17 protein-coding genes are annotated in these 21729 nt (G+C 48.9%); 6 read left to right on the top strand and 11 right to left on the bottom strand.

Annotated features, from left to right (window positions below):
• Positions 1-349: 349 nt before the first annotated feature.
• Positions 350-1318 carry an eCIS core domain-containing protein gene (locus BMY62_RS07375; protein ID WP_090658212.1) on the top strand — a complete coding sequence of 323 codons (969 nt, stop codon included), beginning with the start codon at positions 350-352 and terminating at the stop codon, positions 1316-1318.
• 51 nt (positions 1319-1369) lie between these two features.
• On the top strand, positions 1370-1795 hold the full coding sequence (locus BMY62_RS07380) for a hypothetical protein (RefSeq protein ID WP_090658214.1): 426 nt from the start codon (positions 1370-1372) through the stop codon (positions 1793-1795).
• Positions 1796-1992: 197 nt separating this feature from the next.
• Here the strand turns inward: BMY62_RS07380 and BMY62_RS07385 are convergent, their stop codons facing one another.
• A complete protein-coding gene (locus tag BMY62_RS07385; protein WP_218142951.1) occupies positions 1993-3240 on the bottom strand; it encodes a hypothetical protein in 1248 nt (415 codons plus the stop codon).
• Between the two features lie 633 nt (positions 3241-3873).
• Between BMY62_RS07385 and BMY62_RS07390 the strand changes: the two genes are divergently transcribed.
• Positions 3874-4263 (top strand): Rha family transcriptional regulator, encoded by a 390-nt coding sequence (locus BMY62_RS07390; protein WP_090658218.1) that lies wholly within the window; start codon positions 3874-3876, stop codon positions 4261-4263.
• A gap of 282 nt (positions 4264-4545) precedes the next feature.
• Here BMY62_RS07390 and BMY62_RS07395 read toward each other — a convergent pair whose 3' ends face one another.
• From BMY62_RS07395 to BMY62_RS07405, 3 genes are all read right to left on the bottom strand, one after another.
• Positions 4546-4848 (bottom strand): hypothetical protein, encoded by a 303-nt coding sequence (locus tag BMY62_RS07395; protein WP_090658220.1) that lies wholly within the window; start codon positions 4846-4848, stop codon positions 4546-4548.
• A gap of 115 nt (positions 4849-4963) precedes the next feature.
• Complete coding sequence (locus BMY62_RS07400; protein WP_090658221.1) at positions 4964-5455, bottom strand: pyrimidine dimer DNA glycosylase/endonuclease V; 492 nt, start codon at positions 5453-5455, stop codon at positions 4964-4966.
• A gap of 124 nt (positions 5456-5579) precedes the next feature.
• Positions 5580-6704, bottom strand: coding sequence for a CNNM domain-containing protein (locus tag BMY62_RS07405; RefSeq protein ID WP_090658223.1), 1125 nt, complete (start codon positions 6702-6704; stop codon positions 5580-5582).
• Between BMY62_RS07405 and BMY62_RS16105 the strand changes: the two genes are divergently transcribed.
• Positions 6703-6846, top strand: coding sequence for a hypothetical protein (locus tag BMY62_RS16105; RefSeq protein ID WP_177170328.1), 144 nt, complete (start codon positions 6703-6705; stop codon positions 6844-6846). The two genes, BMY62_RS07405 and BMY62_RS16105, sit on opposite strands and share 2 nt — an antisense overlap.
• A gap of 544 nt (positions 6847-7390) precedes the next feature.
• On the top strand, positions 7391-8392 hold the full coding sequence (locus BMY62_RS07410; protein WP_090658225.1) for a YheT family hydrolase: 1002 nt from the start codon (positions 7391-7393) through the stop codon (positions 8390-8392).
• 47 nt (positions 8393-8439) lie between these two features.
• Here BMY62_RS07410 and trhP read toward each other — a convergent pair whose 3' ends face one another.
• Positions 8440-9804 (bottom strand): prephenate-dependent tRNA uridine(34) hydroxylase TrhP, encoded by a 1365-nt coding sequence (gene trhP / locus BMY62_RS07415; protein WP_090658227.1) that lies wholly within the window; start codon positions 9802-9804, stop codon positions 8440-8442.
• A 92-nt stretch (positions 9805-9896) separates the two neighbouring features.
• Between trhP and dnaE the strand changes: the two genes are divergently transcribed.
• Positions 9897-13397: a DNA polymerase III subunit alpha gene (gene dnaE / locus BMY62_RS07420; RefSeq protein ID WP_090658229.1), complete on the top strand. Its 3501-nt coding sequence runs from the start codon at positions 9897-9899 to the stop codon at positions 13395-13397.
• A 29-nt stretch (positions 13398-13426) separates the two neighbouring features.
• Here dnaE and odhB read toward each other — a convergent pair whose 3' ends face one another.
• The 6 genes from odhB to der all read right to left on the bottom strand — a co-directional run bounded on the left by odhB (position 13427) and on the right by der (position 21611).
• The gene (gene odhB, locus BMY62_RS07425) at positions 13427-14794 is read right to left on the bottom strand and encodes a 2-oxoglutarate dehydrogenase complex dihydrolipoyllysine-residue succinyltransferase (RefSeq protein WP_090658231.1); all 1368 of its coding nucleotides are present in this window, start codon (positions 14792-14794) and stop codon (positions 13427-13429) included.
• A 15-nt stretch (positions 14795-14809) separates the two neighbouring features.
• Positions 14810-17659, bottom strand: coding sequence for a 2-oxoglutarate dehydrogenase E1 component (locus BMY62_RS07430; RefSeq protein ID WP_090658234.1), 2850 nt, complete (start codon positions 17657-17659; stop codon positions 14810-14812).
• A gap of 29 nt (positions 17660-17688) precedes the next feature.
• Positions 17689-18987 (bottom strand): citrate synthase, encoded by a 1299-nt coding sequence (gene gltA, locus BMY62_RS07435; RefSeq protein ID WP_090658236.1) that lies wholly within the window; start codon positions 18985-18987, stop codon positions 17689-17691.
• Positions 18988-19118: 131 nt separating this feature from the next.
• Positions 19119-19352 (bottom strand): FAD assembly factor SdhE, encoded by a 234-nt coding sequence (locus tag BMY62_RS07440; protein ID WP_090658238.1) that lies wholly within the window; start codon positions 19350-19352, stop codon positions 19119-19121.
• A complete protein-coding gene (locus tag BMY62_RS07445; protein ID WP_090658240.1) occupies positions 19349-20044 on the bottom strand; it encodes a succinate dehydrogenase iron-sulfur subunit in 696 nt (231 codons plus the stop codon). The genes BMY62_RS07440 and BMY62_RS07445 overlap by 4 nt, the downstream gene beginning before the upstream one ends.
• Before the next feature lie 166 nt (positions 20045-20210).
• Positions 20211-21611, bottom strand: a complete 1401-nt coding sequence (gene der / locus BMY62_RS07450) for a ribosome biogenesis GTPase Der (protein ID WP_090658242.1) — start codon at positions 21609-21611, stop codon at positions 20211-20213.
• Positions 21612-21729 lie beyond the last annotated feature (118 nt).

Raw genomic sequence — 21729 nt, forward strand, 5'->3', positions numbered from 1 at the left:
TTTTTGATTGAGGACGTTGCTGGGTGCATGCGCTGATATTGCTATGTACGTTAGAGACTACCAAAAAATACAGGATTGAGAAATACGTGCGAATATGTATGGGCGCAGAAATTGGCCGCCAACCTGCAGGAAGACGGCCTGGGATCAATGTGACGTTAAAGCCGAGCTCCTTCCAGGGTGAGAATATTGCCGTCATTGACATCGATTAACGCACTTTCCTCATTCTGCGCAAGCTTTGTTATATTAGGTATGTGGCACTGTTAATGATGTGATTAACCTCACACCAAATGCTTTAATATCAGTGTATGCGAGCGCTGTTTGTTGCGCGGCAAATTAACGGGAAATAATCATGCATGCTTTCACAAAAAAAACGAAGACTGTTGAGCTGGCTGCGGTTGTAAATTCTCCAAAGCGTGGCCGGTTATTTGCAGGTCAAAGCCGGGGCGTACAGGCAATTCTCCAACGACAACGAATGACCGGCGATAAGGCCGCGCCTAAATCTGAAAACAGCGAAGTCAGCGTATACGCTGACAGTCAATTTGGCAATGCGCGATGTTCTCAAACGAAACATACTGTTGGATCAATTGCCTCCAACCTCGGACTGCAAATGCCGACAATTCCGATTTATATTGATAGAAAGGCGCGCAGCCTGACGCGTTCGCATGGCGCGAATGGGTTGATGATATCCGGCAACATTTACCTGGATCCGGACACGTACAGACCCGAATCGGTAGCGGGCAAAGCAGTTCTGACACATGAACTCGCACATCTTGCGCAGTATCGAAAGGGAGGGCGCATTAATAGCACGATCAAATCCCCATATTTGCAGAATCTGTCTGCGGAATTCGAAGCGCGGGAAGCTGGAAAAGCAGTGAGGGCCGGTATGCTACCCAAGGTGCCGCGGGAATCACTGGCATCGCCGGATTCTGTAATGGCGGCGCACACCGATGAAGAACAGGCTTCGCTTGAGCACTTTATTCCTGAACGTCTCTCAGAGATAGGGCAAAGAGCCGGACTGTCGTCGGAGGAGGCGTTGATTCAGGCGCATGACCAGCTGTTTTATGTCATGGTTCCGACCGCTACCTGGCGCGGCTATGATCGGGAAAACGTTCGCCGTGCTTCACTTGGTGGCGCTATTTTCGAGCTCCTGGCCCGGACTCCTTGGGAGGACGTTGGAGACTATGTGAGAGAAGCCTTGGGTGGGAGCGAGGCTTCAATGGGCCTGTTCCAGGCTTATCCACAGTTCGTTGCACGGTCATTGACCAATCCGGCAATGCGGCAATGGATATGGGAACATGGAGACCCGGTTGCGCGCTGATTCATTGAAAGCCTGCCCGGGCGCGAGTTGCCCGGTGAGCAAAGGCCAACCATGACGCCATATACTGTTCCTGCGCCTCAAACGGGACCGAATCTTGCACCAATGGGGGAGACTTTTATTCGTAGACACCTGAGAGGAACAGATTCGCCTGTAACGGAAAGTTTTTATCTCTCGCTTTCCGGCAAAATTCAGCACACGTTATTTGCCATCATGGAGCTGGATCGCACAAATTCCGTGATGCGCAGCCTCCCTCAATCCCAGCAACTGCGTATCTGGATGGACTACGAAACAGATGACGTTGTAAACGAGTATTATGCCACCGGCGAATTTCAACGGGAACACGAACGGGAGCCGTCCGGTGCGCCGATCGATCTTCACAACCGCAGCTCTGCGCCACAGGGTTCTGCCCAGCGTCATGTCATGGCTCATCTTGGTTTTTCTGTCTGGGAAGAGTCTGCGATTCCGAATCCATCTTGAAAATGAAACGTGACAATTCAGTAAGACCCCGCAGCTTTCTCTTTCCTTACGGCTTTTGATCTGGACAGGTATAAGGTGAACTTTATGTAGGTGTGTACTCTAAATTCAGGCCAGGCTTTTGTAAGCGTCCAACCCCACCATGTCAATCAGCCTACTCTATCTTGAATGGTAATGGGACAGAAGTGATGCAGTTCATCTCATTTGGCAATGGTTATAGCCGGTGCCGGTCTTGCAAATTCTGACGGATGGATAGACAGTTCATATAACTGGCCGAGCAAACGGAATGCCTCGAGATTCCAGACAGCCTCTGGACTGTCACCATCCGGTATAGAATAGGTGCGTCCCTTGTAAGCGACCGAGAAGGTACTTGTATTGTCGACCAGATTGGACGAACGGATGTCAACTTCCAGCGTCTTGATCGGATCGTGACGGATTTCACCTGTTCGTGAATCTTTGTCAACATAAAATTCCATTTCTTCCGAAACGCCCCGCCCAAGGAATCCCAGGATAGCCAGGAATGCGCGTAACCGAATAACCCCCTGAATCGGGTAGTCTCCACCTGGCAACCCCGGCCGGATATCGACAAAGATTTCATTTTCCGGCAGTGTATTCGTGTACAAAAACAGCTTGTTTCTCTCTTCCACCGAAAGGGTGGAAATATCGTAATTACTGATAATGGTTCGCCCGGAGACTTTTCTGCTTAAGACGCCTGTACTTCCGTTTTCTATCCATCGATATCCCATTTCCAGTGCATTTACCAGAGCTTCTGAATGTTCCGTAGTTATGCCGTGCATTGTGACGTCCTGCTGTACGATAACGGGTTCCACTTGCAGTTGATGGGCCTGGTTTAAAGCGGTCAAGTGCATGACTCTTCGGCGGAATTCCTCGTATCCATCCTGCTCCCTGGGGCGGTTTCTCAAAATCTGGTCGATGCCATCGTGTTTGATGCGGATTTCACTGGCCATCATTCTGATAAGAAGACCCAGATCAGTTCCTTGCTGATATAACTTGAGAAACTTGTTTTCAGAAAAAGGATTAAGAATTCTCTGATTAAATTCTTCGCCGCTGATTGGTGTGATAGAAATGGTAGGGTTCTCGGATATGCTTCCGCCAAAGATTGGCGACAGTCCCTGTCCGCTTGTTAATGCGCCAAATGGTGGCGTGGCGCCAGCGCTCATTTGAAAATTGAAAGTTGCAGCGATACTGGATACCGTGGTGAATTGAATCGGGTGATGGTGCCGTACCCGGGCGATATTCAGGAGTAATTCCTGTGCATTGATCTCACTGATGGATCGATTATAAGCGAGAACTGTTTTGTTCAGTGTGATTGGCGACAAGCAACCTGTGAGTATAATCAATCCGGTCAAGCAGGCTGTATAACGAAAACAGGTTGAACTTGAAATGTTTCTGATGGAATGCGTGGCGTTGACGGCAAAAACAATCATTATTTTGTTTGATTTGTGCATAAATAAATCGATTTTTTTGATAATAAACAACGTCAGCGTTGATCCTGCCTGCGCCAAAGAAAATTCACTGCAGGCATTATAATCAATACGGAACAAACGTAAGCAAATTATTGAATTGCTCCGCAAGTGGTTGATATCCCGGCCCTGAAGGCAAGCCGACAGCGCCAGCCGCTTGCATTTTATATTGAGAGAATTGTGAATTTCATTCTTGCCGGTTAATGCGGAAAGGTCCTGTTTTCATGAAGCCTTGAACGATATATCGGAGTGACAACATTTATTGGCCAAAAAAATTTTCAGGCCAGCAGTTCGGTCAGTTTGTGTTGTTCTCCTTTATTCTTTTATAAATCAATTCGTTATATTTGAATTACCAAAAAATGTAACCGTACCAGGTTTTATAAAACCTTCCAGAAATATGACTAAAGGGCAATTTTTTGCATGGCACCTTTGAGATAAAGTGCTCATAAACAGAAGAGAAAACAAAGCGGCATTCTGAGAAACGTTTTCAACCAGGTGTCACCGGTTTTCGTTTTCTTCTGATGTATCAGTATTGAGATATCACTGGTTGAGTGATTTTGGTTTGGTTTTAATACCGGGATTCGAACGGAGGTAATCATGGAAACAATAGTAAGTATTACGAATAATAAAGTGGTGACTACCACGCAAGTGATTGCAAAACATTTTGGTCGCAGTCATGATGAATTGGTGCATTCGCTGCGTTACCTGATGCGCGATTGTGGCACTGCATTCAGCAAAGAAAATTTTTTCGAACAGGAATGCGGTTATTCTCTGTGGATAACCTACCCAGGATTTCTGGTTATTTCCGGACTGTTTCTGGGTGCCCGCAATGCACGCATCAAGATTGAATTTATCGACGCGTTCGTAAAAGCGCAAAAAGAAATTGAGAATTGTGAACATCATATTCCCCAGGCAAGGCCCGGCGAGTTGCTGTTCATGCGTCCGGAGTGGACAAGAACAGCACATTACGAAAGTGCGGGCATGTAAACGGGTTGCACTGTTCAACTACAAGATTCACGTATAGTCTGGCAGGTTGTATATCGAATCACTGTTGTCCCGTTAACTTGAAGCCAATGCTGTTATAACTTATTGAAATAAATGAAAAATTAAACGTTAAGATTTGCCTAAGACATGAGAGTTGTTTGTTTAATAATTTCAACGAGTTAAACCCCTAAACGGGACAGCAGTGATATCGAATAACACAATGTTAATTGTCAATTGATAAGCAAAAAGAATAGATATTTGGCCCTTGCCAGATCAGGATAAAGCCTATCCTCGGGATACCGTTTCTTCGCGCCTGTTCTCGTTGCGCTTGTAGTTGCTTGTCATGAGCCACCGTCCGGCCAGATGAATACCAAGCCCAAAGCCGATGACAAGTATTACCGCTAAACCAAGTGCAACATAAGGTAGCGCATAGAGCATCAAGCCGCCCATGCCAGGGTCGGACCGGTTTGATGCTTCCTGCCACAGCAGCACTGCAATGGCCACTACGGATGCAGACTCAACACAAGCAGACCAAGCTGGCAAGCCCGCTGCACCACTCTGGCAGTGCCAGGGCTGCAGCCACAGCATAGCTCAATAGTTTCGATGGACAAGAATTATGAATTTGCTTCGGGCGAGTATCATGTATGCTGTTTATATCCATGGCAGCTCAACGGGCCTTTGCGCCTAATGCAAGCACCCGCTGTCAGATGGAATTTGTCATCGTTTGAAATTCATGTACCCACTTGGGAATATTTCTTTTTGTCCATTTGGCAAAGCCCAATTTCTCACCGACGTAAAACTGTCTATACGCTTTAACTGCATTTCCCGGAACCTTGTATTTGTCGGGCATGGCTTGAGCAAAAGGTGTCAATCCGACCGATTCATACGTTAAGTTAGAAATTTCACGAATAACAGATATTGATTTATGATCGTCTGTCTTGTTAAACCGGAATCGATATTCTGAATTTAGCGCTATTGCCAATTTTCGAAGCCAGACAAAATTGTCGTACGATTCAACTATCCATTTAGTGCATGGATGATTTATATGAGTAGGGCGATACGGTGTTTGGAACCCTTTTTTGTTTAAAGCTGTGCAGAGCAACTGCGCGCTTTCCAGGATCATTTTCGATACGTGCTGATCACAGTGATACCGCGCGCATTTCTTGATGTCCAAATCAAGCACAAAAATGTTCATTTCATTGAGCGTGAGTTCGAGGCTTCTGTCGCCTGACGCTAAGTTAAGTGATCGACTGGCCCGGAAAACGCGATTGTGCCTAAATAATCAAACAGTTAGTGGGAAAGTCTGAAGTATTATCATTTCAGTTGTCAGTGATTGATTCTTTTTTTATTTCTTTTGTGTTTGAATCCTGCTCTGTAATTTCTTTGTTTAGTTGTTCTAACAAGCCTATCTGTCGCGCACGTTCTTCCCATTTTTTTCGCGCGAGTGCTTGCATGTCCACAGTGTGATCAGATTCATCAACAATTTCAAGGCCAAGTAACGTTTCTATGACGTCTTCCATGGTAACTAGTCCCGCCGTGCCGCCGAATTCATCAATAACCAGCGCTACATGTTCGCGTTTTTCGATGAAATGGTTAAACAATTCTGGAATGGGAAAGTTTTCTTTAATGGCAATCATGTCGCGCTTAATGGCCGATAACGGTGTATTGTCGCCATCGTTTATCAGCGTAATTAGCAGATCGTTTTTCAAGACATAACCCGTTATATTGTCAAGTGAGTTTTCGAAGACAGGAATGCGTGAGAATCTGAGATTTGGATGCTTGTCGTAGAATTCACGCGCCGGTGTATTTTCGGCAGTGGCCACCATGACTGTACGCGGCGTCATCACATCGTGTGCTAGAACCGATTCAAAAAGCATCAGGTTACGCATGATCGTAGATTCATCTTTGTCAAGAACCCCCTGTTTCGCGCCAAGGTCCGCCATGGCGGAAAAATCTTTACGGCTGAATACACTTGCGTTTCCGTCTTTTTTCAAAGAGCGGGTAATGATCTGGCTGATATAAACGAACGGCGCTAAAACAAACATTACAATCTTGAGGCTTCTTACGGTGAAATTTGTAAGTTCCTGCCAATAGCTGGCGCCAATTGTTTTTGGCACGATTTCAGATAACAGCAGGATTGCCAATGTCATGGCCACCGGCACGACTAGTGTCGACATCAATGAGGTTCCCCAGATTATGGCGGCCTGCGCACCTACCCCGATGGCACCGATTGTATGCGCAATGGTATTGAGTGTGAGAATAGCTGACAGCGGCTGGTCGATATTGGACTTATAAGCTTCAAGTCTAGGGCCGATATCGCCGCCTTCCTGTACTTTCTGCTCCGTAAACGATGGTGTAATACTGAGTAATACCGCTTCCCAGATTGAGCAAAGGAATGAAAAAATTATCGAAACAAGAAAGAAAGCAATCAGCAGCGTATACATGAATAATTTGAAGATCGAAATAAAATTAAACACCGATATTGCCAACGAGTCAAAAATGACAGTGGCAGGGTTTATTGAAGGTTTCCGTATTTATGAACCATTGAAGCGCAACAGTTCAAAGGTTATGGGAAACATTCAATAGCTTTATCCGGCAATATCAAATTGAAGTAGCACTTGTGAAATGGAGTAATTTTGCGGTAAAGAGCGTGGCGGTAACACAAAATTGTAGAGTATAACTGGTTCCGCGTGCACTGGCTTGCCAGAGTCCATACTGTTCCTCATATTTTTCATACGATCAACAACAGCTAGCGCTGAGCCACTAACGAGTTTTCGCTCATAAGGCTCAACAGAAAATCCTCCGGACTCAATTTTATCAAAAATGAGTTTGAGAAGCCTATGAAAAGCATATTCGGATTTGGCTACATACCGGTTGTATTAGTTTGAGTTGATCAGGTTTAAAGAGACTGTCCCATTAACTGTGTAATTGTCTATCATTCGTTTTGTGAATACTCCACCGGCTTGTAGCCGGTGGAGTATTGACATAATCAGTAACCGATTTATCTGGCAGAATTATACGCGTCACAACAAATTTGCCGAGCAAAACCTCAGTTTGAAAAAAGCTTTAAAACCATCTGTTTTCTCCACATATGCTAAACTCTTTGCAGTTTCAACAATAAAAATATCACATGAAAACCGACTCGATCCCGCAGTATACGGAACCGTACGTTGCGCCGAGGTGGATGCCGGGCGGCAATACGCAGACAATTTATCCGTTTTTGATGCGCCAGAAACCGCTGTTTGTCTACCGGCGTGTGCGCTGGGAACTGGACGATGGCGATTTTATCGATGTTGACTGGCTCGACGGGCATGTAGATGCACCGCTGGTGATCATTTTCCACGGTCTAGAAGGTGGTTCGAACAGTCATTACATTATCAGCATCAAAAATATTCTGCAGCGGTACGGCTGGCATAGTGTGGTGATTCATTTCCGTGGTTGTTCCGGTTCGCCCAACCGTCTGCCGCGAGCGTATCATGCGGGCGATTCGGCGGAGATTGACTGGATGATCAAGCGTATCATTCAAGAGCACAGGCAGATCAACGCGGAATACCAGCCGGTGTATGCCATCGGGGTGTCGCTGGGCGGCAATGCGCTGTTGAAGTGGCTCGGCGAGCAGGGCAGTGAGGCGAGAAACTGGCTCAACGGCGTTGCCGCGGTATCAGTGCCGCTCGATCTGGCTGCGGCGGGTGCAGCGCTCGATTCAGGATTTAATCAGGTCTATACACACCATTTTCTGAGTACCTTGAAATACAAGGCGTTTGAGAAACTGGAAAAATTTCCGGGACTGTTTGACGGCAAAGCACTGTCAAAATGCAAGTCGATCTACGAATTTGATAATATTGTCACCGCGCCTTTGCACGGATTCAGAGATACCGACGACTACTGGCGGCAGTCGAGCAGCAAGCAGTGGCTGCCGCATATTCATGTGCCGACCCTGTTGATCAACGCGCGCAACGATCCGTTCATGCCGGCTTCAGTGTTGCCCGAAGCTGATGAGGTTTCAGCGGCGGTGACGCGCGTGTTTCCTGATGAAGGGGGACATGCCGGGTTTGTACAGTCACCTTTTCCCGGCAATTTCGAGTGGTTGCCAAGAAGCATGATCAGTTTTTTTTATCATCAGTGCAACTGACAAGCTCACTGAACCTGGCAATATCAAATTGATAGCGTACTGGGTTGTTACGATAAGAACCGCGCTACAAACGCATTGCTGACCTTCCGGCTCATCGGAATACGCACGCGATGGCCGCTGCCGGGCGCTGCAAATACTGGCTTGCCTTTACTGTCCTGCATCTGTGTCAGTTCTACAATCTGATTGCCGGACGGATGAATGATCTCAAGACAGTCTCCGACCTGAAAGCGGTTTTTGACCTGTATTTCCGCCATGCCGCTGGCTTCGTCAAACCCGGTGATGTCGCCGACATACTGACTGCGGCTCGATTCGGAATGGCCGCGCAGGTAATTCTGCGTTTCATGCGTCTGGTGGCGCTGGTAAAAGCCGCTGGTATAACCGCGGTTGGCCAGTCCCTCGAGTTCGCCGAGCAGCGACGGATCGAATGTTTTTCCAGCGACGGCGTCGTCAATGGCCCTGCGATAGACCTGCGCGGTTCTGGCGACATAATAAAGCGATTTGGTTCGTCCTTCGACCTTGAACGAATCGACGCCTATTTTGACCATCCGTTCGATATGCTCCACCGCGCGCAGGTCCTTGGAATTCATGATATATGTGCCGTGCTCATCTTCCATGATCGGCATCAGTTGGCCGGCTCGTTCTTTTTCTTCAATCATATACACCTGATCAGCTGCCGGATGCCGCTTGAAGTCGGGCTGCTGGCCAGACTGGCTGTCAGCCTCGCGTATCGCTGCGTTAAAATCGAAATCGATTGTTTCCGTTGATCGGATATCGCCATTGTCGCCTTCCTCGCCTGCCATGACTTTATAGTCCCAGCGACATGAGTTGGTACAGGTGCCCTGGTTCGGGTCACGATGATTGAAATAGCCCGATAGCAGGCAGCGTCCCGAATAAGCAATGCACAATGCGCCATGTACGAATACCTCGAGTTCCATGTCAGGGCACAGGTCGCGTATCTGAGCGATTTCGTCGAGCGACAGTTCGCGCGACAGAATCACGCGTGTGAGTCCGATTTTCTGCCAGAACTTAACGCCCATGTAATTGACGGTATTGGCCTGAACAGACAGATGTACAGGCATCTCGGGCCATTTTTCGCGGACCATCATGATAAGGCCCGGATCGGCCATGATCAGCGCATCGGGCTGCATTGCGATGACCGGTTCCATATCGGCCAAATAAGTCTTGACCTTGGCGTTATGCGGCATGATATTGCTCGCGACGAAAAACTTCTTGCCCAGCGCATGCGCTTCGGTAATCCCGGTTTTTAGTTGTTCCAGCGCGAATTCATTGTTGCGCGCGCGCAGGGAATAGCGCGGCTGTCCCGCATAAACCGCATCTGCGCCGTAAGCGTATGCGGTGCGCATTTTTTCAAGCGAGCCAGCGGGAAGTAACAGTTCTGGAGTGGTCAACATGATGTAAAATTAAAGGCGGTAACAAAAAACAAAGCATGATTGCAATGCTGTTTTGAACACTGCAATCGACCAAGCGTTCAATTGTATCATTTATGACTCAAAAATCTGCTGAACCGGGTTTTATTCACTTACGGCTGCACAGCGAATTCTCAATTCTGGACAGTACCATCCGGATTAATGACGCGATTGCGAAAGCGTCGGAAGATCAGATGCCTGCTCTGGCGCTGACCGATCTTGCCAACGTGTTCGGGACGGTAAAATTTTATCAAAATGCCCGCAAAAACGGAATCAAGCCGATTATCGGCTGCGATGTCTGGATAACCAACGAAATTGACTGCAAAAAACCCGCACGCGTACTGCTGTTATGCCAGTCTTATGCTGGCTATTTATTGCTATCACGGTTATTGACGCGTGCTTATCTTGAAAACCAGGTACAGGGTAGGGCAGAGATACGGTTGTCGTGGCTGCGCGATGAACCGGACGGTACGGAAGGATTGATTGCACTGTCCGGTGCGCGTTATGGTGCGATCGCTCAGTCGGTTTTACTGAACGACCTGCAACAGGCAGAGGCGCAGGCAAAGGAATGGGCCGCGGTTTTTCCGAACCGGTTGTATATTGAAATCCAGCGTGACGGACATGATCGGGAAGAATATCTGTTGCAGCAATCACTGGTGATTGCGGACAAGTTGAATCTGCCCGTTGTTGCTACCCAGTCTGTGCAGTTTTTGACAGCTGACGATTTCGATGCCCATGAAGCGCGGGTCTGCATCGCTGAGGGTTATATTCTTGCCGATCGGCGTCGGCCGAAAAAATTTACCCGGCAGCAGTATTTCAAAACCCGGCAGGAGATGATCCAGTTGTTTGCTGACATACCGTCGGCACTTCAAAACAGTGTTGAAATCGCTCGTCGCTGCAATCTGGAACTGGAGCTGGGTGTCAACAAGCTGCCGCTGTATCCAACGCCCAATAACGAAAGCCTGGAAGATTTTCTGCGTACCCAGGTTGCGGCCGGACTCGACGAACGTATGAAGGCATTGTTCCCTGACGCAGACGAGCGCAATCGGCGGCTGCACGAATACCAGGCGCGCATGGATTTTGAAGTTGATACGATCATCTCGATGGGTTTTTCGGGGTATTTCTTGATAGTGGCCGATTTCATCAACTGGGCCAAGCGCAACGATGTACCGGTCGGACCGGGGCGTGGTTCCGGGGCCGGGTCGCTGGTTGCGTATTCGCTCGGTATTACCGATCTCGATCCGTTGCGTTACGATCTGCTGTTTGAACGCTTTCTGAATCCGGAACGCGTGTCCATGCCGGATTTCGATATTGATTTTTGCCAGGACAGACGTGAAAAAGTAATTGACTATGTCAAGCAGCGTTATGGCACTCAAAGTGTCTCGCAGATTATTACCTTTGGTACCATGGCGGCCAAGGCTGTGATTCGAGACATTGGCCGCGTGCTGGATCTGCCATACAACTTTGTCGATCAACTGGCAAAACTGGTGCCGTTTGAAATTGGCATGACGCTAAAAAAAGCACGCGAACTCGAGCCGCAGTTAAATCAGCGTGCTGCCGAGGAGGAGGACGTCCGTTACCTGCTGGAACTGGCTGAACGCCTGGAGGGACTGACACGTAACAGCGGCATGCATGCTGGAGGGGTGCTGATCGCACCGGGCAAAATCACCGATTTTTGTCCCGTTTACTGCACCGAATCGGCGGATGCCGTGGTCAGCCAGTTCGACAAGGACGATGTCGAGAAAATCGGTCTGGTCAAGTTTGATTTTCTTGGGCTGAGAACCTTGACTACACTGGATCGCGCTGTCAGCTACATTAATCAATTCCGCGGTGAATCGTTTTCACTCGCCGGTTTGACGCTGGATGACGTCGCTACTTATGCGCTGCTGCGACAGGGCAACGCCGTCGGTATTTTTCAGTTTGAATCGCGCGGCATGAAAGATCTGTTGCAGAAGGCAAAGCCTGATCGCTTCGAAGACATTATCGCACTGGTTGCACTTTACCGGCCGGGTCCGATGGATTTAATTCCGGATTTTATTGAACGCAAACATGGCGTGCAGACCATTGAATATCTTGATCCGCGTCTCGAACCGATTTTGAGTCCGACCTATGGCATTATGATTTATCAGGAACAGGTGATGCAGATTGCCCAAGTGATCGGAGGATACAGTCTGGGCAGCGCTGATTTGCTGCGACGCGCTATGGGCAAGAAAAAAGTAGAGGAAATGGCGCAGCAACGCGATATTTTTGTCGCCGGTGCGGTAAAAAACGGTGTGGATGAAACAAAAGCGTCAGAATTGTTTCGTCTGATGGAAAAATTTGCCGGTTATGGGTTCAACAAATCGCACGCCGCAGCGTATGCGCTCATCGCCTATCAGACTGCTTTTCTGAAAGCGCACTATCCCGCTGAGTTCATGGCGGCCTGTTTGTCGGCCGATATGGACGATACCGACAAGGTTTATATTTTCATTCAGGACAGTCTGGCAAATGAATTGATGATTCAGCCACCCGATATCAATCAGTCGGACTACCGGTTTGTGCCGACCGGCGCCAAAACAATCCGGTATGGACTTGGCGCGGTAAAGGGGACGGGTGAATCAGCGATAAACGCCATACTTGCAACCCGCAGTAAAGGCGGTGCGTTCATTGATCTGTTCGACTTCTGCAACCGCGTGGATCGGCGCATCATCAACCGGCGTGTGATCGAATCGCTCATCCGTGTCGGTGCATTCGATTGTCTGAATGGCGACCGGTCCAGCCTGCTGGCTTCGGTTGGCATTGCGCTGGAAGCGGCGGAGCAGTCAAGCCGCTCCGCCAATCAGTCAACTCTGTTTGATAGCCAGGACGATTTGACACTGCAACCGACTTTGATATCAGCTTCGCCGTGGTCGGATCGGGAGACGCTCCAGCATGAAAAACAAGGCCTCGGTTTTTATTTCAGTGGACACCTGTTTGAAACCTATGCCCGTGATGTCCGTCCATTTGTCCGCACAACGCTCGATCGGCTATCAGCACAGCGCGAGACGCAGCTCATCGCGGGAATCATTCATGATGTTCGTGTTCAGATGACGCGGCGTGGCCGAATGGCCGTCATCGGCCTTGGCGACGGTACGGCCTCAGTCGAACTGATTGTATTTGATGAATTGTTTAACGAAAACCGCAACTGGCTCAAGGAGGATCAATTGCTGGTGGCGCAGGCGAAAATCGGTATTCGCGGCCAGTATAATGACCAGGAAAGCAGCGACGAACTGCGTATAACCGCGGAGAAGCTGTACAATCTTTCCGGTATCCGCACGCATTTTGCCAAACGGATCAGGTTGCGCGTCAACTCTGAAACGCTGCCGACGACTGCCACATTAAAAAATCTGTTGACACCTTATGCCGGCCGGGGTCGGCCCGATCAACCGGTACAGCCAGTCGACATACAGTCGTTGTGTCCGGTTTCTCTGGTATACCAAAATCAGCAGGCAGTTTGCGAGATTGTGCTGGGTGATGGCTGGCGGGTAAATCTGGACGATCAGCTGCTGCACACATTAAACCGGCATTTAAAGGCCGAAAATGTCGAAATTGTCTATTGATATTGCAAAGTGGTAGCAGTCGCCGGTTTTCAGGTCTCCAGCAGCGGGCTCGTTGGGTATTCGAGCGCCTCTTTCATCGCCCCCAGTGCCAGCACCGCCTCACGCCCGTCTATGATGCGATGATCGTACGATAACGCCAGATAATTTATCGGGCGGATTACGATCTGGCCATTTTCAACCACGGGTCGTTCCTTGGTTGCATGAATGCCCAAAATGGCGCTTTGCGGGGGATTGATAATTGGCGTGGACAGCATGGAACCGAACACACCGCCATTGGTAATCGAAAATGTCCCACCCGTTAATTCTTCAAGGGTTAATTTGCCGTCACGCGCACGTCTGGCAAAATCCGAAATTTGCGTTTCGATCTGCGCAAATGTCATGCGGTCGGCGTTACGCAGGATCGGCACTACAAGGCCGCGTGGGCTGCCAACGGCAATGCCGATATCGTAGTAATCATGGTAGATGATTTCGTTGCCCTCAACCGAGGCGTTGACAATGGGGTATTTTTTGAGCGCGGCAACGACTGCTTTGACAAAAAACGACATAAAACCAAGCTTGACGCCGTGCTCTTTTTCAAATTCATTACGATAACGGGTGCGCAGGTTGATGACCGCCTGCATGTTTACTTCGTTGAATGTCGTCAAAATTGCTGCGGTCGACTGCGATTGCACCAGACGTTCTGCAATACGCATACGCAAGCGTGACATGCTTACCCGGCGATCAATCCGCTCACTGGCTTCACCGGTTTCACGGCTTTGCCGGGTTTGTTCCGCCTGCTTTTCTTCATCCACTTCGGCCTGTTCTTCAGCAGACCGTTCAGTCTGGGTTTCGCCGGATGCCGCTTCCTGTTCGTCCTCGGTTTTATGGTCGATATAAGCCTGCACGTCTTCGCGGGTAATTCGTCCGCCACGCCCTGTTCCCTGGATAGACCGTGTTTCTGATGCTTTCAGCTGATTTTCTTCAACCAGTTTCCGTGCGGCCGGCATCAGCATCGGAATTGTTGGATCTGCTTTACGTTCGGTCTTTTGTCCCTGGTCCCGGTCACTCCCCTCATCTTCGTCGGGCGCTGATTCGTCTTTTGTTGACTGCTTAGTAGATTTTTTTTGCGTATCCTTCGAAGCGGTTGTGTCGGATTCTGCATCGGTATCGTTGTCAGCCGCTTCGGTATCGATCTTGGCGATGACTTCTCCACTGGTTACGGTTTCGCCGTCGCCTTTGATAATTTCCTTTAAAACGCCTGCCTTGGGCGCGGGTAACTCCAGAACGACTTTATCTGTTTCTATATCGATCAGATTTTCATCACGCTCGACCTTTTCGCCCTTTTTTTTGTGCCATGTTATCAGTGTCGCTTCGGCCACAGATTCTGACAATGCGGGCACTTTAACCTCTACTAACATTTTACTCTCCGTAGACTAGATTTTTTCTCGGAATGCAGCTTCAATTACCTCATTTTGTTGCATTTTATGTTTGGCAAGATAACCGACTGACGGTGAAGCTGAAGAGGGACGAAGTGCATAACCCAGCGTTTGCGAGGATTTCATATTTCGCAGCAGGTAATGTTGTATGCGGTGCCATGCACCCTGATTGCCGGGTTCTTCCTGACACCAGATCACCTCTTTGGCTTTACTGTAGCGTTTGATTTCCTGTTTGAATTCTTCATGGGGAAAAGGATACAGCTGCTCCAATCGGATAATCGCCATATCGGTTATTTCCTGCGCTTGCCGGTGTGCTCTCAGCTCATAATATATTTTTCCACTGCATACTATCAGGCGTTTGACCTGTTTTGGTTCCAGTTTTTCTGTTTCGGATATTACCGGGTAAAACCTGCCGCTGGACAGTTCTTCCAGAGTCGATACCGATTCCTTGTGACGCAGCATGCTTTTCGGGCTCATGATAATCAGCGGCTTGCGCAACGGGCGAATCATCTGTCGCCGCAACAGATGAAACATTTGTGCTGGCGTGGAAGGAATGCATACCTGTATGTTATAGTCCGCACAAAGCTGTAAAAACCGTTCCAGTCGTGCGGAGGAGTGCTCCGGTCCCTGACCTTCATAGCCATGGGGCAGCATCATCACCAGACCGCACAAACGTCCCCATTTGGCTTCGCCGGATGCGATGAACTGATCGATGACAACTTGTGCGCCATTGGCAAAATCGCCGAACTGCGCTTCCCAGATGACCAGTTCCTGCGGCTGCGCGGTAGTGTAGCCATACTCAAATCCCAGAACGGCTTCTTCAGACAAAATGGAGTTGATTGCGGTAAAATCAGGTTGGCCGGGCGATATATGACGTAACGGCACGTAAATATTTCTATCTTCGAGCGAAGTATCCTGATTGTGTAATACAGCATGTCTGTGAAAAAAAGTACCACGTTCCGAATCCTGTCCGGAAATCCGTACAGGAAATCCTTCATACAGCAACGCAGCATATGCCAGATTTTCTGCCATGCCCCAGTCCAGTGGCTGTTTTCCCTGCCCCATCAGACGGCGGTCGTCAATAATCTTCTCAACCCGCTTGTGCAATATGAATTTTTCCGGAATATCCGTTAAACGCACGGCCAGCTGCTTCAGTATATCCAGTGAAATTCCCGTTTTTACGGGCTGGTTCCATTTGAAAGGTTTTTTGAATGCTGCCCAGTTAACAGAAAAAGGGGACTTGTAGTTGTAACGAATTTTTTTGTTCGGATTGACGCCAGCGTCCATTGCTTCACGGTATGCTTGTACCATGGCGTCAGCTTCCCCTTTTTTGATAACACCTTCGTCCTCCAGCTTTTCTGCATAGCGCTGGCGCGTTCCGGGATGCTGGCTGATAATCTGATACATTTTGGGTTGCGTTACCATTGGATCGTCCTGCTCGTTGTGGCCGAGACGACGAAAACAGACCATGTCGATGACGACATCCTTGTGGAATTTCATTCGGAAATCCAGGGCGAGTTCGGTAATCATGCTTACCGCTTCGGGGTCGTCACCGTTTACATGGAAAACGGGTGCCTCGATCATTTTGGCGACATCGGTGCAGTATAGCGTGGAACGGCTCTCACGCGGATCGGATGTGGTAAAGCCAATCTGGTTGTTGATGATGATGTGTATTGTGCCGCCCGTGCCATAGCCGCTTGTCTGTGACAGATTCAGCGTTTCCATGACGACACCCTGGCCGGCAAAAGCAGCGTCGCCGTGAATCAGAACTGGCAGTACTTTGTCGCCCTGGCGATCATGAAAGCGGTGCTGGCGTGCGCGTACAGAGCCTTCTACCACTGGGTTGACTATTTCCAGGTGCGACGGATTAAACGCCAAGGCAAGGCGCACCACGCCATCCGGCGTATTAACTGCCGAGGAGAATCCCTGATGATATTTCACATCGCCTGACGGTAGATCTTCCACATATTTTTCTTCAAACTCGCGAAAAAGATCTGCGGGCATTTTACCGAGCGTATTTACCAGTACATTCAGTCTGGCGCGATGTGCCATACCGATGACAATTTCATCGATGCGTAGCTTCCCGGCGCAGGCAACCAGACAGTCAAGCAGGGGAATCAGGCTTTCGTTACCCTCGCCTGAGAACCGTTTCTGACCGATGTAGCGGGTGTGCAGGTATCGCTCCAGTCCTTCTGCAGCGCTCAGTCTCTCGAGAATAAATTTCTTGTATTCATGGCTGTAATCCGGATTGGATCGTTTGGTTTCCAGTCTGCTTTGCAGCCAGCGCTTTTGTTCCACGGAAGAAATGTACATATACTCGGCGCCGACAGGACCGCAATACGTTTCCCTGAGAATCTGAAGAATATCGCGTAGCGGTGCGTGATCCGGGCCTGCCAGGGAGCCCGTATTGAATACGGTATCCATGTCTTTGTCGGAGAATCCGAAGTTGCTCGGATCGAGTTCCATTCGTAGCGGCTTGTCCTCGAACTGCAGAGGATCCAGTGCCGCCTGGCTCAAGCCAAGATAGCGATACATGTTGATCAGCTGGAGCACCGCGACCTGCTTGCGGTCATTGGTATCGGTCTGGATGACTTCCGGCAAAACAATCATGCCGTCAAGTTTGCCGGGTTTTCCTTCTCTTGCCGGTTGCTGTTGCTGCTTGTCAGCGGTACCGGCGCTTTTTACCAGTTGATTGACGGACAGGCCCGGTGTTTGCTGAATTTTATCAAAGTATTCACGCCATGCCGGTTCGACCGAAACGGGGTTATGCAGGTATTCTTCGTACATTGCCTCAACAAAAGGGGCGTTAGTGCCGAACAGCATGGAATCCTGCGACCGTTTATTCATTACTGGTAGTCCTGTCCTTCAGTTAGCTATTAATTACGAAAATCAGTCGGAACATCACGCATGGGGGTGCCAGTATACAACTGGCGCGGACGTCCGATCTTGTAGTCAGGATCGGAAATCATTTCATTCCATTGAGCAACCCAGCCCACTGTGCGTGCCATTGCAAAAATTGCGGTGAACATAATGGTTGGAATGCCTAGGGCGCGTTGGACGATGCCGGAATAAAAATCGACGTTTGGATAAAGTTTTCTGGAAATAAAATAATCGTCCTCGAGGGCAATTCTTTCAAGTTCCAAAGCGAGTTTGAATAGCCGGTCATTTTCAAGGCCCAGTACGTTCAACACTTCATGACAGGTCTCGCGCATTAATTTTGCACGGGGATCGAAATTTTTATACACGCGGTGACCAAAACCCATCAGCCGGGAGTTTTCATTCGGATCTTTGGCGCGTTTGATATAGTCATTGATGCGGGAAACGTCGCCGATTTCCTCGAGCATGTGAAGACAGGCCTCATTTGCGCCGCCATGCGCTGGTCCCCATAAACAGGCAATGCCGGCAGCGATACAGGCAAACGGGTTGGCACCGCTGGAACCAGCCAGTCGTACCGTGGATGTTGAAGCATTCTGCTCATGATCGGCATGCAGAATCAGAATACGGTCAAGTGCGCGTACAATTTTCGGGTCGGCTTTATAGCGCTCTGTAGGTAATGAGAACATCATGTGCAGAAAGTTTTCAGCATAGCTGAGGTCGTTGCGCGGATAGACATATGGCTGACCGATGTTGTATTTATACGCCATCGCGGCGATAGTCGGCATTTTTGCTATCAATCGCATTGCAGACAATTCACGATGGCTGGCATCGGAAATATCCAGCGCATCATGATAAAACGCAGACAAAGCACCCACGACACCCACCATGACAGCCATTGGGTGAGCATCCCTGCGAAATCCGCTGAAAAGTTTGACCAGCTGTTCATGCAACATAGTATGATGCTTGATGACACCATCGAATTCGGCCTTTTCTGTCGCTTTTGGCAATTCTCCATGCAACAGGAGGTAACAGATTTCGATAAAATCGCATTGTCTTGCGAGTTGTTCGATCGGATAACCGCGATATAGCAGAACACCTTTTCCGCCATCAATAAACGTGATTTCGGAACTATTGCTGGCAGTCGATAAAAAACCCGGATCATAGGTAAACAAACCACTTTTGGCATGTAATTTGCGGATATCCACCACATCGGGACCCATGGTGCCGGATATGACAGGAAGCTCAATGGCTTCGCCGCCAGTGCTAAGACTCAAGGTTGCTGTACCTTTTTGCGTCATATTAGTTCTCCATGTATTGCATCAATTCGATCACCGAATATTTTGTTATATTACCGTTACCTGCACGTTACTTATTGTAGCAATAAAATACTGTATGCTTTTGTTTGCACGCAGTCGAGCTTCAAAATCGACTAACTTTCCTGCAATAATTTTAATACCGGCAATTGATCATCGTCTATCGCTGATTTCCTGGCGCAGATCATGTCCCATAAATCACTGTCGGACAATGACAGCAGTCTATCGAACTGTAACAGTTCTTTTGTACTGAGTTGCCGGTAATGTTTATCCATAAAACGCAGTAAAATAATATCCAGTTCCAACATACCCCGGCGGCAGCGCCAGCGAGCGCGTTCAAATTCCTTCATATCGTCCTTTTGACCATCATATCTTTTATTTTGCCGATTGCTTCAGTTGGATTGAGACCTTTTGGACATGCATCCACGCAATTCATGATCGAATGGCAACGAAACAGGCGGTAGGGGTCTTCAAGATAATCGAGCCGTTCAGCGGTCGCCTGATCACGGCTGTCGGCAAGAAAGCGGTAAGCCTGCAACAATCCCGCAGGGCCGACAAATTTGTCCGGATTCCACCAGAAAGATGGGCAGGCGGTTGAACAGCAAGCGCATAATATACATTCGTATGCGCCCTCTAATGCTGCGCGCTCTTCAGGTGACTGCAGACGTTCTGTTTCCGGTGGCGGGTTGTTGTTGATCAAATACGGCTTGATCGAGTGATATTGATTGAAAAACTGGGTCATATCGACGATCAGGTCGCGAACCACCGGCAATCCCGGTAGCGGGCGTATTTCAATGGGTTGTTTCAGGTTTTTTAGCGGCGTGATACATGCCAGCCCGTTGCGGCCGTTGATATTCATCGCGTCCGAACCGCACACACCTTCCGAGCATGAACGTCTTAAACTCAAACTGTCATCAACGGATTTAATTCGCAGGAGCGCATCCAGCAGCATTTTATCGGTTGCCGCCAATTCGATCTCATAATCCTGCATGTACGGTTTTTCATCTTTATCAGGATCATATCGGTATATGGAAAATTTCATCGCAGACTCCTATTTCTATGTACACAATTACTTCGAATCCAGGCGCGATTACGAAACCAAGATTGCAGTTTAACAGATGGATGTTGATATGACACAGCTTAAAACGAATGGGTTCTTAGAAAGCTGTTTCGACCACCTGATCTGCCTGATCCGGTATGACGGTCTTTTAACCATATTTTTTCCGGTTTCGTCGACGGCGGTTGCGCGCACGTCGTACCTCCGTTTCGGAAGGTGGCGCAGACTTTTTGTCCGCATACGGATTATGTCCGGCCTTGAAAGTAATGCGTAAGGGTGTTCCGGTAAGCTTAAAAGCCTCGCGAAAAAAGTTTTCGAGATAGCGCCGATAAGTATCCGGCACGTGTTCGAGCATGCTCCCGTGTATCACTACAATCGGTGGGTTCGTGCCGCCCTGATGCGCATAGCGCAATTTGGGGCGGGACATTCCACCGCGTGGTGGTGCGTGTTTCTCTACTGCCGCATGCAAGGCGCGTGTTAATTGCGGCGTGGATAAGTCAGTCATTGCCGCTGCGTACGCCTGGTTGACCGACACCAGTAATCTCAGCGTGCCGGTTCCTTTGAGCGCGGATATGAAGTGCAGTTTGGCAAAGTTGAGAAACCCGAGTTTTCGCGCCAGTTCGTGTTTGATACATTCGCGTTGATACTGATCCAGTCCGTCCCATTTGTTGATTGCGACAACCAGCGCTTTTCCCGACTGTAATATGAAATCGGCAATATGTGCGTCCTGTTCGGCAATTTCACTTCTGGCGTCAAGCACCAGAACGACGACATTGGCGTCTTCAATGGCTTGTAATGTTTTGATGGCTGAAAACTTTTCAACAGTTTCTTTGACTTTGCCCCGCTTTCGCAAACCCGCTGTATCGATTAGCGTGTACTGTATGCCGTCGTGTTCGAAATCAATGTAAATACTGTCGCGTGTAGTGCCAGGCTGATCAAAGGCAATTACGCGCTCTTCACCCAGCAGGGTATTGACCAGCGTTGACTTGCCCACGTTGGGACGGCCAACGATCGCAATTTTTGGGTGTTTACTGATTTGCCCGGCTTCTTCTTCAAGGACAGGGAAATCTGCAAGTGCCAATGCAACCAGCTCATTTACATGATCGCCGTGCAGCGCCGAGATAGCATGGGGTTTACCAAGGCCGAGTTCAAAAAATTCGGCGGTAATAACGTCGTCAACCATGCCTTCAGCCTTGTTGACAACCAGCAGAATGTTGCGGTCTTTTTTTCGCAGCTGTTCGGCAATGATTTTATCTTGCGCGGTTATACCCTGACGGGCGTCCACAATGAACAATGCTTTGTCGGCCTCGTCGATTGCCTGCAGTGATTGTTGAGCCATCGCATGCATGATGCCGGTGCTGGCGACCGGTTCCAGTCCGCCGGTGTCCATGACCAGATACGGTCTGTCACCAATCCTGCCATGTCCGTAGCGCCGGTCGCGTGTAAGTCCGGGTATATCCGCCACGAGTGCATCACGGCTGCGCGTCAGTCGGTTAAAAAGCGTGGATTTGCCGACATTGGGGCGGCCGACCAGGACGAGCGTAGGTTTCATTTTGGTTGGTAGGTAACTGAGTGATCGCAAGTTTGAGCAGTCAGCAAGTTTTGCTATATGCTTCAATAAAATAGTTATCAGGCTATGATGAATTGCTAGAGTGGTAATGCGTTATACG

Source organism: Nitrosomonas marina (genome assembly GCF_900111605.1).
Classification (GTDB): Bacteria; Pseudomonadota; Gammaproteobacteria; order Burkholderiales; family Nitrosomonadaceae; genus Nitrosomonas; species Nitrosomonas marina_A.

Coding starts and splice junctions, on each gene's coding strand:
- BMY62_RS07375 (WP_090658212.1), top strand. CDS start 350: ATGCATGCTTTCACAAAAAAAACGAAGACTGTTGAGCTGGCTGCGGTT.
- BMY62_RS07380 (WP_090658214.1), top strand. CDS start 1,370: ATGACGCCATATACTGTTCCTGCGCCTCAAACGGGACCGAATCTTGCA.
- BMY62_RS07385 (WP_218142951.1), bottom strand. CDS start 3,240: ATGATTGTTTTTGCCGTCAACGCCACGCATTCCATCAGAAACATTTCA.
- BMY62_RS07390 (WP_090658218.1), top strand. CDS start 3,874: ATGGAAACAATAGTAAGTATTACGAATAATAAAGTGGTGACTACCACG.
- BMY62_RS07395 (WP_090658220.1), bottom strand. CDS start 4,848: ATGCTGTGGCTGCAGCCCTGGCACTGCCAGAGTGGTGCAGCGGGCTTG.
- BMY62_RS07400 (WP_090658221.1), bottom strand. CDS start 5,455: ATGAACATTTTTGTGCTTGATTTGGACATCAAGAAATGCGCGCGGTAT.
- BMY62_RS16105 (WP_177170328.1), top strand. CDS start 6,703: ATGAATAATTTGAAGATCGAAATAAAATTAAACACCGATATTGCCAAC.
- BMY62_RS07405 (WP_090658223.1), bottom strand. CDS start 6,704: ATGTATACGCTGCTGATTGCTTTCTTTCTTGTTTCGATAATTTTTTCA.
- BMY62_RS07410 (WP_090658225.1), top strand. CDS start 7,391: ATGAAAACCGACTCGATCCCGCAGTATACGGAACCGTACGTTGCGCCG.
- trhP (WP_090658227.1), bottom strand. CDS start 9,804: ATGTTGACCACTCCAGAACTGTTACTTCCCGCTGGCTCGCTTGAAAAA.
- dnaE (WP_090658229.1), top strand. CDS start 9,897: ATGACTCAAAAATCTGCTGAACCGGGTTTTATTCACTTACGGCTGCAC.
- odhB (WP_090658231.1), bottom strand. CDS start 14,794: ATGTTAGTAGAGGTTAAAGTGCCCGCATTGTCAGAATCTGTGGCCGAA.
- BMY62_RS07430 (WP_090658234.1), bottom strand. CDS start 17,659: ATGAATAAACGGTCGCAGGATTCCATGCTGTTCGGCACTAACGCCCCT.
- gltA (WP_090658236.1), bottom strand. CDS start 18,987: ATGACGCAAAAAGGTACAGCAACCTTGAGTCTTAGCACTGGCGGCGAA.
- BMY62_RS07440 (WP_090658238.1), bottom strand. CDS start 19,352: ATGAAGGAATTTGAACGCGCTCGCTGGCGCTGCCGCCGGGGTATGTTG.
- BMY62_RS07445 (WP_090658240.1), bottom strand. CDS start 20,044: ATGAAATTTTCCATATACCGATATGATCCTGATAAAGATGAAAAACCG.
- der (WP_090658242.1), bottom strand. CDS start 21,611: ATGAAACCTACGCTCGTCCTGGTCGGCCGCCCCAATGTCGGCAAATCC.